The organism is Actinokineospora iranica (assembly GCF_900101685.1).
GTDB lineage: Bacteria > Actinomycetota > Actinomycetes > Mycobacteriales > Pseudonocardiaceae > Actinokineospora > Actinokineospora iranica.
In genome coordinates this window covers 603,377-619,485 of sequence record NZ_FMZZ01000001.1, presented here as the reverse complement: position 1 = coordinate 619,485, position 16,109 = coordinate 603,377, and the positions used below count along the sequence as shown (strand labels likewise).

At 70.9% G+C, this 16,109-nt stretch carries 8 protein-coding genes; 6 read left to right on the top strand and 2 right to left on the bottom strand.

Features of this window, described 5'->3' with window-relative positions; all coding sequences use genetic code 11:
• The first annotated feature begins 1 nt into the window (after position 1).
• A complete protein-coding gene (locus tag BLS56_RS02805; protein ID WP_091447875.1) occupies positions 2 to 958 on the top strand; it encodes a GNAT family N-acetyltransferase in 957 nt (318 codons plus the stop codon).
• A gap of 158 nt (positions 959 to 1,116) precedes the next feature.
• Complete coding sequence (locus BLS56_RS02800) at positions 1,117 to 2,457, top strand: hypothetical protein (RefSeq protein WP_139190473.1); 1,341 nt, start codon at positions 1,117 to 1,119, stop codon at positions 2,455 to 2,457.
• 101 nt (positions 2,458 to 2,558) lie between these two features.
• Here BLS56_RS02800 and BLS56_RS02795 read toward each other — a convergent pair whose 3' ends face one another.
• Both BLS56_RS02795 and BLS56_RS02790 read right to left on the bottom strand, forming a co-directional pair.
• A complete protein-coding gene (locus BLS56_RS02795; RefSeq protein ID WP_091447872.1) occupies positions 2,559 to 3,188 on the bottom strand; it encodes a LysE family translocator in 630 nt (209 codons plus the stop codon).
• Positions 3,188 to 3,682 carry an Lrp/AsnC family transcriptional regulator gene (locus tag BLS56_RS02790; protein ID WP_091447870.1) on the bottom strand — a complete coding sequence of 165 codons (495 nt, stop codon included), beginning with the start codon at positions 3,680 to 3,682 and terminating at the stop codon, positions 3,188 to 3,190. Before BLS56_RS02790 ends, BLS56_RS02795 begins: the two co-directional genes overlap by 1 nt.
• A gap of 507 nt (positions 3,683 to 4,189) precedes the next feature.
• Between BLS56_RS02790 and BLS56_RS02785 the strand changes: the two genes are divergently transcribed.
• The 4 genes from BLS56_RS02785 to BLS56_RS02770 all read left to right on the top strand — a co-directional run bounded on the left by BLS56_RS02785 (position 4,190) and on the right by BLS56_RS02770 (position 15,686).
• Complete coding sequence (locus tag BLS56_RS02785) at positions 4,190 to 5,050, top strand: SDR family NAD(P)-dependent oxidoreductase (RefSeq protein WP_175482631.1); 861 nt, start codon at positions 4,190 to 4,192, stop codon at positions 5,048 to 5,050.
• A 107-nt stretch (positions 5,051 to 5,157) separates the two neighbouring features.
• A complete protein-coding gene (locus BLS56_RS32690; protein WP_175482630.1) occupies positions 5,158 to 12,789 on the top strand; it encodes a type I polyketide synthase in 7,632 nt (2,543 codons plus the stop codon).
• Positions 12,790 to 12,840: 51 nt separating this feature from the next.
• Positions 12,841 to 13,473 carry a hypothetical protein gene (locus tag BLS56_RS02775; RefSeq protein ID WP_091447865.1) on the top strand — a complete coding sequence of 211 codons (633 nt, stop codon included), beginning with the start codon at positions 12,841 to 12,843 and terminating at the stop codon, positions 13,471 to 13,473.
• A gap of 20 nt (positions 13,474 to 13,493) precedes the next feature.
• Positions 13,494 to 15,686 carry an MMPL family transporter gene (locus tag BLS56_RS02770; RefSeq protein WP_091447864.1) on the top strand — a complete coding sequence of 731 codons (2,193 nt, stop codon included), beginning with the start codon at positions 13,494 to 13,496 and terminating at the stop codon, positions 15,684 to 15,686.
• The last annotated feature ends 423 nt before the right edge of the window (positions 15,687 to 16,109 follow it).

The window sequence follows — 16,109 nt, the reverse complement described above, 5'->3', positions numbered from 1 at the left end:
CGTGGAAGTCGAACGGGATCACGGGCTCCACACCGGACGGATCGGTGTCGCGGAAGCCGTCGGCACGGACTGGGCGGCCTGGCGGGGCGCGGCCGACCTGGTGCGGGTCGTGGACCCGGCGCCGGAGTCGTGGCCCGCGCTGCTGCGGGCGGGGTTCGTCGTCAAGCCGGCCTGGATCACCTGGCTCGCGCCGGTCGGCGAGTCCGAGGCTGCGTTCCTGGACCGGCTTTCGGTCAACGAACGCCGAAACGTCCGCCTGGGCCTGCGGTTCGTCGCCGACCGCTGCATCGAACTGCGGACGGCCGCGCCGCTGGACGCCGAGTCCTTCGACGCCTTCCTGGGGCTGTACGACCGGCAGATCGCCGCGATGGCCCACGGCGTCCCGTTCGCCCGGCGGCAGCGGGCCGACCTGCTGGCCCGCGGCGAGGACTACGTGCTGGTGCAGGCGTTCGACGGAAACGTTCTCATCGGCTGCTGCGTGTGCTGGAAGCGGCCGGATGTGGCCACGCTGCAGATCCGGTTCGTCACCACCGCGCCGGACGGCAGGCAGAACCGGGTCGTGCGGGCCATGTACCTGCGGGTGTTCCAGATCGCCCGCGACCTCGGCTACCGCGACGTCTCCCTGGGCACCGACCCGGCCCTCTACGGGCACATCGCCAAGCCCGGGCTGTTCGGCTTCAAGAGCAGGCTGGGGTTCAGTCCCGTGCCCGCCCGGATGTTCGCCTCGGACGACGACCCCGACGAAGCGGTCCGGGTGCTGCGCCTGGGCACGCTGACCGATCCGTCGCTCGTGGTCTCCTATCACCTGTCCGAGGATCACGTCGAGCCCGTCGACGAGAAGACACCGCTGCGTCTGGAAGTCTTCACCGGAGATCCAGAAGTCGACACCACTCCGTTCCGCGCTGCTTTCCTTTCCGGGATAGGTGTGCGCCACCTGGTACGGCAAACCGGTGAATGATGCGTCACACCCCGAGGTTTCGTTCTTGTTTCTGATATTGTGGTTTCGCGAGTGTCGGGGATGGCACCATCAGGTAATCGCACTCGGCGGGTGGATCGGCGAAGTCCGGCGCTGAGTTTGCATCCAATTTTCTTTTCCTTCAGGGGGATTGCTGCGTCATGCGTACTGATTCGAGTGTCAAGCCCAGGGTGGAGACCGACGCCACCCACCCGTTCTGGCATCGGGACCAGCCCACGACCCGCGCGTTCCGGGTGGACCCCGACCACGCCGGGCTGCGCGCGGCGTTTCCGGGATCGTGGCGGCAGCTGGTCGAGGTCAAGGCGTTGCTGGACTGCTACGCGATGGTCGACTCCGGAATGCGCCATTCGGAAAGCGACAGCCGCGACAGCGTGCGGCTGGAGTTCGCCCGGCGCGTCGCGGGCCTGCTGTGGGCGGTCGCGGACATCGAGCGGCGGGCAGACCGGCCGGGACTAGCCGAGACGGTCGCCGACACCGCGGAGCTGTTCGCGATGTACGCCGCGACCGGCGAGTGGAAGCCGTTCGTCATCGAGCCGCCTGCGAGCGGGCAGCCGTGGTTCTACTGCGGTCGGCTCAGCACTTGGAGCCCACGGTCCACTTCGGACCCGCTGAGCCTGCTCATCGTGGTTCCCGACGACGCGCGCCAGCAGGTGCTCAGCCGCGCAGACCTGGCCTTCGACACCATGCACGCGGCCGCGGCGCAGGCGCTGGGCGGCCCGGCCGAACTCGCCGACGAGAAGCCGGACATGCACGTCGGGCAGTTGGTCCTCGCCGGTGGCGAGTCGGCGTTCGGGCACAAGAACTTCGCCCACTTCTTCCCGCTGGAGACCCCGGGCGCCTCGGTGCTAGGCACGGACTTCACCGTCGTGTTCGACAATGTGTTCCAGGAGCGGGTCAGCCAGTGCTCGCTGCCGCTGCTGCGCAAGGTGCTCGGCCAGGACTCCGGGCTTGCCGAGCACTCGCCCACCGCGCTGGTCGACAGCCTGCTGGTGTGGTTCCGGGGGCACGACCTCGGGCACTTCTGGCGCCGCGGCGCGCGTGTCGAGGACACCGGCGTCCGCGAGGAACTCGGCCCGTTCCTGGGGATGGCGCTGGAGGAGACCTACGCCGACTGCCACGGCCTCCTCGCCGCGGCCGAGCTGGTCGACCACACCACGCTCGGCGTGGCGTTCTGCGCCGAGCAGATCAGGTACCTGTCGCGGCGGGAAAGCGACTTCGCCGACAGCGTGGCCGCGACCCTGGAACTGGGCTGGCTCGCGCGGCGCGGGATCACGGTCCCGTCGGCGTCCGGGGCCTGGGTCGCCGAGGCGCTGCCCGCCCTCGCCGAACTCGTCCGCGTTCTCCACGCGACATTGTGGGAAGGGGACCGCAGCGGTCTCGACGAGATTTACGCCGCGATTTCCGCGGGCCGAGAGGCGGCGGCGCGGTTCGAATCCGACCTCGACTGCTACCCGACGGATCTCTCCTACGTTTTCGCCTGATTCGGCCTGAGTCGACCCGCGTGCCCTGGGGCGCGCGGGTCGATTCGCCGCGCCCGTGGGGTTTATGTGCCCAGGGCGGTGACTGCCGACGGCCAACGCTGTCACGCCCACACCGCGGGCGCCACGTCACGCACGAACAGCACGACCGCGAGCCCCGCGAACACCAGCGCGGAGACCCCGGTCAGCACAGCCTGCCCGCGAGCGCCGACGCGCTTGCCGGAGCGGGCCACCCCGTAGGCGATGGCGGCCTCCAGTCCCGAGGCGACCACGAACCAGGTCACGGTGAACACCGCCAGTCCCGGCCAGCCACCCAGTTCCTGCGCGCGCAGCATGGTGGGGGTGCCGGTCGCGACCCAGAACGTCCAGGTCAGCGGGTTCGCCAGGTTGCTGGCCACGCCCTTCCAGAACGCCCAGCCCTCGACCGGCTTCGGCGCGCCGCCGCGCCAGAGCATCCGGCTGTCGAACAGCGCCTGCGCGGCGAAGACGACGAACAGCAGCACACCGGCCAGGCCCACCCACATCCGGGCCGCCATGATCGCCGACAGCACCCACGCGAACGCCAGGGCTGGCAGCAGCAGGACCAGGTCGGCGGTCGCGGAGCCGAGGATGACCCGCAGGCTCGCGCCGAACCCGCGGGCAGCGGCCTCTTGGAGGATGGTGACGAAGATCGGCCCGACGGAGAGCGCCGCCCCCACACCGAGCAGCAGGCCCAGGCCCAGGATCTCGCCCATCACGCCTCGCTCTTCGACCCGGGTGCGGACGGCTCGGCCAGATGCGCGCCCCCGCGGATCTCCTTCACCGTCTGCAGGACGATCGACGACACCGTCCGGCTCACCCCGGGCAGCGCCCTGATCTCGGCGAGAAGAACCCGCAACTCTTGCGGCGAGCCGACGCGCACCTTCACCACGTAGCTGTCCTCGCCGTCCACGTCGTGGCATTCCAGGACCGCCCCGCTGCGCTCCACATAGGACTCGAACGGCTCCTGCTCGTCCGGCGAGGCCATGGTGCCCACCCGGATGAAGGCGACCAGTGCCTGCCCGAGGCTCTCGGGGGCGAGGATCGCGCTGTAGCCCTGGATCACCCCTTCGCTCTCCAGCCGCTTGATCCGCGCGTACACCGAGGGCCCGCTCAGCCCGACGGCCTTGGCCAGGGCAGCCTGCGTGCTGCGCCCATCCTCCTGGAGGAGCGTCAGAAGCCGCAGGTCGACATCGTCCAGCTGTGCCATGTAATCGTAAGTCCTTGCTTCTTGTAGCCTAACTATCGTAGTTAGAGATTCTACGGAACTTACAGGTTGTCGTGTCAAGGCTGTCTAGCTCACAGCAGTCGCGCCCAGGCCGCCGCGCGGCCTGGCGGCGACGCCCCGGAGCGCGGCGGCGTCCGACGGGGGTGGGCCGGGCAGGGGAACGATTGATGATCCGATGCAATCAGAGGGTGATCAATGAAAAGTCGACAATCGTTCGCGCCACGACAATGCGCTCATCTCCCAATGCCGCCCGTCAGTGAATGGCGGCGCCGAGGATGGATGACACGTCGGGGTGAAACCAGGCCGGTGGACCTTAGCGCGGTGTCGGGAACAGGCGTGGGGCGGTACCGTCCACCAGGGATGAAGGTCGGGATCACGACGTGGTGGGCCGACTCGACCGCGCGGTCCTTTATCGATGGCGTTCGCTGGCGAAGAGGGGGGCGAAAGGTGATGTCTATGTCCCGGACCTGGCCGGTATGGGCTCGCACGATGGTCTCACGCGGAATCTACTCTCGCCCCAGAACCAGCCAGGAGCGACTGCGTCGCGCGGTCGAGGGCAAGACAGTGCTGATAACCGGGGCGTCCCAGGGAATAGGCCGGGCGACGGCGTCCCGATTGGCCGCCGCCGGGGCTCAGGTCGTGCTCACCGCGCGGAACGAGTCGAATCTCCGGGAATTGGAGGAAGAGATCCGGGCCGCGGGCGGCGAGGCGGCCGCCTATCCTGTCGATCTTTCCCAGCCGGAGCTCATCGACGAGATGGTCGACAAGGTGTTGGCCAAACACGCCAAGGTCGACATCCTTGTCAACAACGCGGGGCACTCGATTCGCCGGTCCATCGACCTGTGTTACGACCGCTATCACGACTTTCACCGTATGACGGCGGTGAACTACCTGGGCCCGGTGAAGCTCACCCTGCGACTGCTGCCGGTCATGCGGGCCGCGGGCGCGGGCAAGATCGTCAACGTGTCGACGTTCGCGATCCGGACACCGCCTTTCCCCCGATGGGGCGGCTATCACGCCTCCAAGGCCGCGTTTGACGTGTGGCTGCGCGCGATCGGCCCGGAGATCCGCGCGGACGGTGTCCGGATCTGCTCGGTCTACATGGGCATGGTCGACACCGCGATGACCGCGCACACGCCCAGCCTGCACCGCCTGCCCACGCTCACTGTGGCCGACGCCGCCGGAATAGTGTGCGACGGGGCGGCGGGAAACCGGCGCGCGCTCGGCCCGTGGTGGTGTGCCCCGCTGGAGGCGGGATCGGTATTCGTCGGCCGCCCGCTCGACGCCGTGTTCAGCCGGTTGTACCAGCGCAGCAGTGACACCGACGCGGCTCGCCGCGCCATTCTCTGATTCCACCGCGGTGACGGAAACCGTGCGACGGACGTGCGCGGTGTGGCCAGACGCAGGCCTGAATGATTTCGCGAACAGCGCCGGGCATGGCGTGGGAAGAGGTGCCGATGAGTGAACCAGTCGCCATTGTGGGGTTTTCCTGCCGATTCCCGGGTGGTGTCACCAGTCTGGAGGCGCTGTGGTCGGCGTTGCGGGCGGCGCAGGACCTGGTCACCGAGGTGCCGCCGGACCGGTTCGACGCCGCGTACTTTCTGGACAAGAGCCCGCAGCGCCCGGGAAAGACGTACTCCGCGTTCGGTGGGTTCCTGCACGATATCGGTGAGTTCGACGCCGACTTCTTCCGGATTTCTCCTCGGGAAGCCAGTCGAATGGACCCACAGCAGCGGCTGGTGCTCGAAATGGCGGTGGAGGCCCTTGACGACGCCGCCATCGATCCTGACAGCGTCGCCGGTTCCGAGACCGGCGTGTTCATCGGCACCAGCGCCCCGGACTACGGCGGATTCCAGGGCTGCAAACCGGAGACCATCGACGCCTACAGCCCCAGCGGGATCGCGCTGAGCATCACCGCGAACCGGCTGTCGCACTTCCTGGACGCGCGCGGCCCCAGCATGGTGGTGGACACCGCCTGCTCGTCGTCCTCGGTCGCGCTGCACCAGGCGTGCGAGAGCCTGCGCCGGGGCGAGAGCGAGATGGCCCTTGCGGGCGGCATCCACCTGCTGCTCAGCCCGTTCAACTTCATCGGCTTCGCCAAGGCGCAGATGCTCTCGCCCACCGGCCGCTGCCAGACGTTCTCGGCCAACGCCGACGGGTACGTGCGCGCGGAAGGCGGCGGCGTGGCGGTCCTCAAGCCGCTGTCGGCGGCGCTGGCCGCCGGGGACCGCGTCCACGCGGTGCTGCGCGGCACCGCCATGAACAACGACGGCCGCACGATGGGGATCGCGCTGCCCAACGCCGAGGCGCAGGAGGCGCTGCTGCGCCGGTTGTACGACCGGTGCGAGATCGACCCGGGCCAGGTGGCCTACTTCGAGGCGCACGGCACCGGCACGCTGGTCGGCGACCCCGCCGAGTGCCAGGCGATCGGCCGGGCGCTGGGGGTGCGCCGCACGGCCGGGCCGCTGCCGGTCGGGTCGGTGAAGAGCAACCTCGGCCACCTCGAACCGGCGTCGGGGATGGCCGGGCTGGCCAAGGCGATGCTGGTGCTGCGCCACCGCGCGATTCCGGCGTCGCTGCACGCGACGCCGCTCAACCCCGAGATCGACTTCGCCGGGCTGGGCCTGGAGCCGGTCACCGACCTGCGCCCGCTGCCGGAGGCCGCCGATCCGGTGGTGGGGGTCAACTCGTTCGGGTTCGGCGGGGTCAACGTCCACGCGATCTTGTCCCCGCCGCCGTCCGCCGGTCCCGAGCCCGACCGGTCCCGCCCGCGCCACGAGATCGAGAGCGGCACGGGCGGGCAGGCGCTGCCGTTCATCGTGTCCGCGCGCGGCGCGGCGGCGCTGGCCGAGGCCGCGCGGCTGGCGGCCAAACGCCTCGCGGGCGCGGACGCCGCCGAGTTCCCCGATTTGTGCCACACCGCGGCCCGCCGGGCGCGGCACGAGCACCGCATGGTGGCGCTGGCGGCCACCCCCGCCGACGCGGCGGCCCAACTGGAGTCGCTGGCCGAGGGCGAGCCGGTGGCAGGCGCGGCCATGGCGCGCGGCGCGCACCACGGCAACGTGGCGTTCGCCTTCTCCGGCAACGGCTCGCAGTGGCCGGGGATGGGCGCGGCCCTGTGCGCGGAGAACCCGGTGTTCCGCGCCGCGGTCGAGGAGATCGACGCGGTGTTCGCGCCGCTGCTGGGCTGGTCGGTGCTCGCCGAACTGGGCGCGGCCGAGGGCACCAGGCGGGCGACGCTCACCGAGTTCGCCCAGCCGATGCTCTTCGTCCTCCAGGCCGGGCTGGTGCGGGTGCTCGCGGCCGAGGGCGTGGTCCCCGCCGCGGTGATCGGCTACAGCGTCGGGGAGGTCGCCGCGGCGTGGGCGGCGGGCGCGCTGGACCTCGCCGACGCGGCCCAGGTCCTCCTCGGTCGCAGCCGCGCCCAGGCGGCCACCGCGGCGGGCCAGGGCGCGATGGCCGCGGTCGGCCTGCCGCCCGCCGACGCGCGGGCCGTCCTGGCCAGGTACGGGGGCCTGCTGGAGATCGCCGCGATCAACGGCGACCGCGACGTCACCGTCTCCGGGGACACCGCCGCCCTGGCCGACCTCGAACGCGACCTCGCCGCAGACGAGGTCTTCGTCCGGCGGCTGGACATCGATTACGCCTTCCACAGTTGGCAGATGGACGCCGCCGAGCAGCCGCTGCGGGCGGCGCTGGCCGGGCTGCGGCCGACCGCGACCCGCATCCCGATGATCTCGACCGTGACCGGGCAGCGGGTCCACGGCACTGAACTCGACGGCGACTACTGGTGGCGCAACACGCGGCTGCCCGTCCTGTTCGGCGCGGGCGCCACAGCCCTGGCCGAGGAGCGCTTCGACGTCGTGGTCGAGATCAGCCCGCACCCGGTGCTCGGCAGCTACCTGCGCCGAGTGGCCACAGCCGAGGGGCACTCGGTGGTCCCGATCGCGGCCATGACCCGGCAGGGCGACGCGGCGAGCGTGGGCGCGACCGTCAGCGCCGCGGTGCTCGCCGCGTCTCCCCGGGCGGTCGTGGCCGAGCACTTCCCCCGGCTCGGCCGGGTGGTCGACCTGCCCGCGTACCCGTGGCAGCGGGAACGGCACTGGCACGGCGACCCCGCCTGGTGGCCCGGCGGCAGCGCCGAGCACCCGCTGCTCGGCCGCCGCGCGTCGGTGGCCGAGCCCACCTGGGAGGGCGAGATCGGGTCGACCCCGAGCGCGTGGCTGACCGACCACCGCATCGGCGAGGCCGTGGTGGTGCCCGCCACCGCGTACGTGGAGATGGCGCTGGCCGCGGGCCGCCGCGCGCTGGGCGCCTCGGTCGAGGTCGCGGACCTGCAGATCACGTCCGCGTTCGTGCTGCCCGGCGAGGAAGACGAGCCGCTGCCAAGGGTGCAGACCTCGGTGTCCGACGAGGACGGCGTCGTGCGGGTGGCCAGCAAACCGGTGGGCGACGGGCAGTGGCGGGTCCACGCCCGCGGCCGGGTGCGGCACCGGGGCGGGCCCGCGCCCGCGCCGGTAGACCTGCAGGCCGTGCGCGACCGGCTCGGCCACCGGCTGCCCGTCGCGGAGCACTACGACTACGCCGCCCGCGCCGGACTGAACTACGGGCCCGCTTTCCGGGTCGTCGATGACCTTCCCTACGACCCGGCGACCGGCGAGGTGCTGTCCGCCTACACCTATCCCGGCCCGGTCGACGGGTTCGAGGCGCACCCGGCCATCCTCGACGGCGCGCTGCAGGCGGTGCTGCCGCTGCTGCGCGAGGCCGCGCACGGGCAGGCGTTCATCCCGATCGGCGTCGGACAGGCCCGGGTCTGGGCCGCGCCGACCGCGGAGGGGTTCGCCCACGCCCGACTGCGCAGCCTGGGCGAGGTGGAGGCCGTCTTCGACGTCGACGTCCTCGACCAGGACGGCGCGGTCGCCGCGGAACTGCGCGAGTGCAGGCTGCGGCGGTTCCCGGTCGACAGCGCGGTGTCGGTCGAGCACGTCAGCACAACCCTGCGCGCCGCGTCGAGGGCGGACGACACCGCCCCCGCGCCGTTGCCGGGCACGCCCAGCGAACTCGTCCGCGCGGCGGGTCCGGAGCTGACCGCGTTGATCGGCTCGGACCCCGAGCCGGGAGACCACGTGGGTCTGGGCGAACTCGGTTGTCGGGTCAGCGCGCTTTTCGCCGTGGCGGCGTTTGTTCGGATTCTCGGGGAGGAGACGGTCGTCAGCGTGCGGACGCTGACCGAGAACGGGGTGTCGGCAGAGCACGCCCGCTTGGTGGCCTTCCTGGCCGGGTTCGCGGAGGACCACGGCCTGCTGCGGCGGCTCCCGGGGGAGGCGCAGGACCCGAGGTGGGTGGTCATCGAGCGGCCAGACCCCCTGGCCCTGTTCCGCGCCCGGCACGTCGAGCAAGGGGGTATGCTCGCCGACCTGACCCTGCGTGGCCGCAGCGGGTCGCACCTGGCCGACGTGCTCACCGGGAAACGCGATTCGCTGGAGATGCTGTTCTCCGGCACCGGCATCGACACCCTGGAGCACTACTACTCCGATTTCCCCCCGATGTCCGATGTGAACCACCGGGCCGCGATCCTGGTCCGCCACCTGGTGAGCGCCGCGCCGCCGGACCGGGTGCTGCGGGTGCTGGAACTGGGCGCGGGCACCGGCGGGACGACAGCCGCGGTGCTGCCGGTGCTGCCGCCGGACCGGACCCACTACGTGTTCACCGACATCTCGCCGGTGTTCTTCCCCCGCGCGCAGCACCGGTTCGCCGCCTACGACTTCATCGACTACCGCGCCCTGGAATTGAACCGCGACCTCGATGAGCAGGGGTTCGGCGCAGGCGCGTTCGACCTGGTCATCGCGAGCAACGTGCTGCACGCCACCAGCGACCTGCGCGAAGCCCTCGGGCAGATCCGGTCGCTGCTCGCGCCGGGCGGGTATCTCCTGGCGGCCGAAACGCACCGCCCGGACTTCCTCCTGCCGGTCTTCGGCCTGCTGCCGAGCGCGTGGCAGTTCACCGACACCGACCTGCGGCCCGACACGGCTTTCCTTCCGCACGACCGGTGGCCCGCGGTGATCGCCGACGCCGGGTTCGCCGACGTGATCCGGCTCGGCGCCGTGCAGCACTCCCACCCCGACGACATGTCGGTGCTGCTCGCCCAGCGCCCGCCCGGTCCGTCGCCCGTGCCCGACCTGCCTGAGGCGCCCGACCTCGGCTGGCTGATTCTCACCGAGGGCCCCGGCGAGGCGGACCTCGCCCAGGCGCTCGCGGCCAAGCTCGGCGCGACGGGGTCGCCCGTCATCGTGCAGCGGGCGCCTGACGACCCGGAGGACTGGACGCCGCTGCTGCCGGAGACAAGGAAGACGGTGTGTTACGTCGTCATCCTCGACGCCGACAGCGCCGAGGACGCGCCTGCCGCGACCGAGGCGACCGTCCGCAGGGCCATGACGCTCAAGGCCGTGAGCCGACGCTGCGCCGACCTGCCCGAGGGCCGCGACGCGCACCTGTACCTGGTGACCCATCCCAGTGGGGCGCTGCCGCACCCGGAGCGGCCGCACGCGCCGCTGCACGCCGCCGCGTGGGGCGTGGCCCGCACCCTCGCGAACGAGCTGCCCGACGTCGGAAACACCCGGATCTCGCTGCATCGCTCCGCGGACCCGGCCGCCGACGCCCACCGGCTCGCCGGGGAGCTGCTGGCCCCGCACGGCCAAGACGGCGAAACAGAAGACGAGATCGTGCTGGGCGAAGGCGGGCGGTTCGTGCCCCGGTTCGTGCCCACCGCGCCGCCCACCCGGGTGGTGGCCCCCGGGGACGATGTGCCGTACCGGATGGTGGTGCGCGACCACGGCATGGGGTTCGACGTCGGGTTCGCCGCGACGGTCCACCCCGATCTCGGGCCGGACGAGGTGCGTGTCGAGGTCCGCGCCGCCGCCCTGAACTACCGCGACGTGCTGTGGGCGCTGGGGATCGTGCCCGTGGACGCGCTGGAAGCCGGGTACACCGGGTCGATCGCGGGCGGGTCGCTGGGCATCGAGTGCGCGGGCGTCGTGGTCGAGGTGGGCAGTGCGGTGACGGAGGTCGTCCCCGGCGAGCGGGTGCTGGCCATCGCGCCCGCCGCGTTCGCCTCGCACCCGGTCACCAAGGCGGCCCTGGTGAAACGCATTCCGCCGCACCTGGGCTTCACCGAGGCAGCCACCTTGCCGGTCGCGTTCGCCACCGTCCACCACAGCCTCGGCACGATCGCCCGGCTCAGCGCGGGGGAGACGGTGCTCATCCACGGCGCGGCCGGGGGCGTCGGGCTGGCCGCCATCCAGCACGCCCGGCACGTCGGGGCGCGGATCATCGCCACCGCGGGCAGCGAGGAGAAACGGGACTACCTGCGGCTGATCGGCGTCGAGCACGTGCTGGACTCCCGCAGCCTGGAGTTCGTCCACCAGGTCCTGGACATCACCGACGGGGCCGGGGTCGACGTGGTGCTCAACTCCCTCGCTGGCGAGTACCTGCGGCGCAGCCTCGACCTGGTGCGTCCCTACGGCCGGTTCATCGAACTGGGCAAACGCGACCTCTACGAGAACAAGCGGCTGCAGATGCGCCCGCTGCGCAACAACGTCATGTTCGTCGGCGTCGACCTCGACCAGGCGCTGCTGACCCACACGGAGTTGGCATCCAACACGCTCGACCAGATCGTTCAGCGGATCGATGACGACGTCTACCATCCGCTGCCGCGGCGCGTCTTCCCCGCGAACCGGATCGCCGAGGCCTACCAGCTGATGCGCCATTCCCGGCACATCGGCAAGATCGTCATCGATTTCGCCCATCCGGTCACCGTCGAATGCCCGCCGCGGCCACCGCGCCTGTCGGCCGAGGGCACCTATGTGGTCACCGGCGGAACGGGCGGGTTCGGCGCGGCCGCGGCCGAGTGGCTGGCCGAGCGGGGAGCCAGGAAGATCGCCCTGGTCAGCCGCCGCGGCGCGCGGGCACCGGAGGCCGAGGAGACCATCGCCCGGCTCGCCGCCCGCGGCGTGGCCGCCCAGGCCCACGCGGTCGACGCCACCGACCCGGCCGCGGTCGCCGACCTGTTGTCCACTTTGGACAGCAGTGGCCATCCGGTGCGCGGCGTGCTGCACGCGGCCATGGTCCTCGACGACGACTTGCTGTGCGAACTGGACTCCAGCCGTTTCGCGGCGGCGTTGGCGCCGAAGCTCACCGCGGGGTGGGTTCTCGACGCTCTCACCCGCGACCGCGAGTTGGACCTGTTCCTGTCCTTCTCGTCGGTCGCGGCCGAAGTCGGCAACCTCCGGCAGGCCAACTATGTCGCGGGCAACGTGTTCCTGTCCGCGCTGGCCCGGCGCCGCCGTTCCCACGGCCTTCGCGGCTCCGCCGTGGCCTGGGGCGCCATCGGCGAGGTCGGCTCGGTGTCCCGCGACGCGGAGCTGAGCCGTTTCCTCGACCAGTTGGGGTTCCTGGCCATCAGCCCCGCCGACGCCCACGCGGCCCTGGACGCATTGGCCGAGGACCGGGACGCCGCGCCGATGGCGGTGCGCGCCGAATGGAACCGCGTCGCGCGGCTGATTCCCTGCCTGGAGACCTCGCCGCGGTTCCGGTATTTCAACTTCGGCGCCGTCACCGAGAACGACGAGCGGATCGAGGAGTTCCGCCGCGCCCTGTCCGGCGTGGGCAGCGCGGAGGAGGCGGCCGAACTGATCGAGAACGCGATCATCGCCCTCGTCTCCATGGTGTTGCAGATCCCCGCCGAGCGCGTCGACCGGGAACGCAGGCTCGACCAGTTGGGCATCGACTCGCTGATGGCCGCGGAATTGCTGGGAAAGTTCCGCGCGCACTTCGGCAACCAGCTCTCCCCGATGGACCTCATCGGCGGCGGCAACATCAGCAGCCTGAGCAGGCTGATCGTTCGCCGTCTCGGCAACGGCCTCGCCGCCCCGGTGGAAGGGGGTGCCAAGACCGGAGAATCCAGTGACAGCACCGATATCTCTGCTGTCTCTGAGATCACTGTCGTTTCACAGCCAGGTCCACTCGCGATTGCCCGGAACGCGGAAGTCGAACCGCGAAAGCCCGCGGCGACCGTGTCGGCGGAGGGATGAACTCCGCCCAGTCGTCACCTGGACCAATCCCACATTTTTCAGGAGGTAGTGATGAACCAAGCCGATGACCAACCGGGCGGCCTCAGGGTCAGAACAGCCCTGCTGGCCGCCGCGTTGGCCGCGGGAGCCGTGCTGGCCGGGGCCGCCACCGTGATCGGGTTTCCCGACCGGGCGCAGGCCGCCGCCGAGGCGACGAAGCCGAGGCTGGTGTGCAGCGGAACCGTGCAAGCCCAGTTCAGCCCCGCGGTCACCTCGATGCCCACGCAGGTCAGGGGCTCGGGCGTCGGGACGCTGGACAACTGCTATTCGCCCGACCATTCCGCGGACGGCCTGCGGTCGGCCAAGGTGGAGTTCACCGGTTCCGGGCGGGCAAGCTGCGTCCAACAGCGCGTCGACTCCGGTCAGGTGCGCATCACCTGGTACGCGAAAACCCAGCAGCACGGCCAGGTCGTGGGCACGACCGTGATCGAGAACATCGGCGAGCAGTCGGTGGACAACGACAACCAGGCCGCCCGGTACGTTTTCGCCGAGGCGAACGGCCAGGCGACCGAGGACAGCGCGGTCTTTCCCGGCGAGTTCGCCCGGGTCAGCGGAAACGCGCCCAACACCGGTCTGTGCCCGCTTTTCGGGATCAGCGAAGGAACGGGAACCGTGACCGCGGTTTTCGGGGCCTCGGCGTCCTGAGGGTGGTCTGATCTGTGCGAATGGTAAAAGGCGGTCCCCGGTTCCCGGGCGGTGTCCACGCCATGGTGCGCGCGCTCGGGACCGGGTCTGCCCGCCGCCCGAAACTGGTCGTCGGCCTGTGGGCCGCCGCGGTGCTGCTGTCGCTGACTCTGCTGCCCCACCTGTTCGGCGCCCTGGGCACGCTGCCGCTGCGGGTCGCCGACTCGGATTCGGCGGCGACCGGCCAGGTGCTCTCCCGGACCTTCCCGGAACTGGGCGACGAGCAGATGATCGTGGTTTTCCATTCGGAGGAAATCACGGCCCAGGACCCCGTTTTCCAGCTCGCGGTGTCGGCGGGCTCGGCCATGCTCCGCACGCAGCCCGGGGTCAGCGCCGTCCAGACCGACCCTCCGATGACCCGAGGGCACCTCGACCCGCGCACCGCATACGCGTTGGCAGGCCTCACCGGTGACGACAACGCGCGCGCGGCGGCGGTGCCCGCGCAGCAAGCGGCGCTGCGGCAAGCCACGGCGGAGGCGTCCCAGGGGAGGGTCCACGCGTCGCTGGTCGGCGTGTCATCGATCTTCGTGGACCTGCGCGACACCGACATGGCCGACCTGCGCCGGGCGGAAAGCGTCGCGCTCCCGATCGTCGCGGTGATCCTGCTGCTTGGCCTGGGCGCGGTCGGCGCGACGGCGCTGCCCCTGGTGTTCGGCGGCATGGTCGTCGCGGTCGGCGTAGGCCTGCTCTCGCTCGTGTCGTTCGCTGCGCCCACCAACACCCTGGTCCTCACCCTCGCCGTGATGACGGGCTGGGCGCTTGGCCTGGACTACGCCATTCTCATGCTGCTGCGCTACCGGCAGGAGATCAGAGCCCGCCGGACCCACGACGTGGCCATCGGCACCGCGACGGCCACCGCCGGGGTCACCGCGTGCATCTCCAGCCTGGCGATCGCCCTGTGCTCGTGCAGCCTGCTGTTCGTCAGCTCGGACATCTTCCGCGACTGCTTCATCGGCGTCATCATCGTCGCCGCGGTCACGGTGGCCGCGGCGCTGACCTTGATGCCCGCGTTGCTCGGGTTGGCGGGCCGCTGGCTGGACCTGGGAACACTGCCGTGGCGGCGGAAAAACCCGACAGGCGCGGGAGCGCGGTGGACGCGCTGGGCGCAGCACCTGATGCGGCACCCGTGGCGCTACCTCACCGCCGCGACCGCGGCGCTGGCGCTGGCCGCGGCGCCCGCGCTGGACTTCCGGCTGGGACTGGACCTCGACCGCCCGGCGATGGCCGCGACCGACTCGGGGCAGGGTTTCCTGCACATCGAAGAAGACTCACTGCCCGGACTCACCGCGGCGTCGCAGATCATGCTGCCGCGGCCCACTGGCACCCCCGCCCCGGACACCGCGCCGCTCACCGCCGCCCTGCTCGCCGACCCCCGCGTCGTCGACGTCCTGGTCCTGGACAACGGCGAGGACGCCACCTTGGTCAACGTGGTGCCGACCCTCCCCGTCGACTCACCGGACACGGCCGCGTTCGTCTCCTGGCTGCGAACCGTGGCACCCGCCCATGTGCCGCCCGATCAGCCGGTGGGCGTCACCGGCCCAGCGGCCACCGTGGCCGACCTCATCACCGAGGTCACCGGGAAAACGTGGTGGATCATCGGCTTCGTGCTGGTCATCTCGGCGCTCTTCCTGTTCCTCTGCTTCCGCAGCCTGGTGATCCCGCTCAAAGCCATCATGATGAACTTCCTGTCCGCCGCGGCCACCTTCGGCCTGCTGACCCAGGTCTACGAAGTCGACTCGACCGGAGTGCTCAACTTCTACCTGCCCGTGGTCACCTTCGTGACCCTGTTCGCGATCTCCATGGACTACGAGATGTTCCTCATGCGCCGCATCCAGGAGCACCACCGCGAACACGGCGACAACCGGACCGCGGTGGCCGAGGGTATGCGGCAGACGGCCCTGCCCATCACCCTGGCCGCGAGCGCCATGGTGACCGTCTTCGCCGCCCTGCTCACCGCCGACCGCATCGAGATCCGCCAGATCGGCTTCGCCCTCGCGGTGGCCGTCGCGATTGACGCGACGGTGGTCCGGTTGGTCCTGGTTCCGGTGATGCTGCGGCTGTTCGGGCGGTACAACTGGTGGCTTCCCCGGCCGTTGGCCCGGTTGTTCCGTGAGCCGGTGGCTGCGGAGTCTCTTGATGAGGTTCGGGATGTGCCTGTGCTGGGGGCTCGTTGATCTGTGACGGCTTCTGTGGTTCGTGGCTGCGGGGGCGTGGCTCTGTTGGGTTGGCTCGATGGGGTGGAGTGGTTTCTTTGGGGGTGAAGGAAGATCCCTGAACTCGCCGTGGTCGTGGGGCCGAAGGGTCCCCACCCGTCTTTCCCCGCGACGGGATCTTCCTTCGTAGGGGCCCCAAGGAACCACTCCACCCAATCGAGCACTTGGCGGGGCAGGCTCGGTTGGCAGGAGGCCCGGTGCTCTGCTCCACCCAATCGAGCACTGAGCGAGCCTAGGTTCGGCCTGGCGGGTGCTCTAAGGCATTCGGGGGTTATCGGGTGCGTGGGCCCAGGATGGGTTCGGACTCGGTCAGGCCGATTTCGCTGGGGGATTGGCGGTCGCCGAAGACGCGTTGGTGTTGTTTGGCGCGTAGGTCCAGGTGGG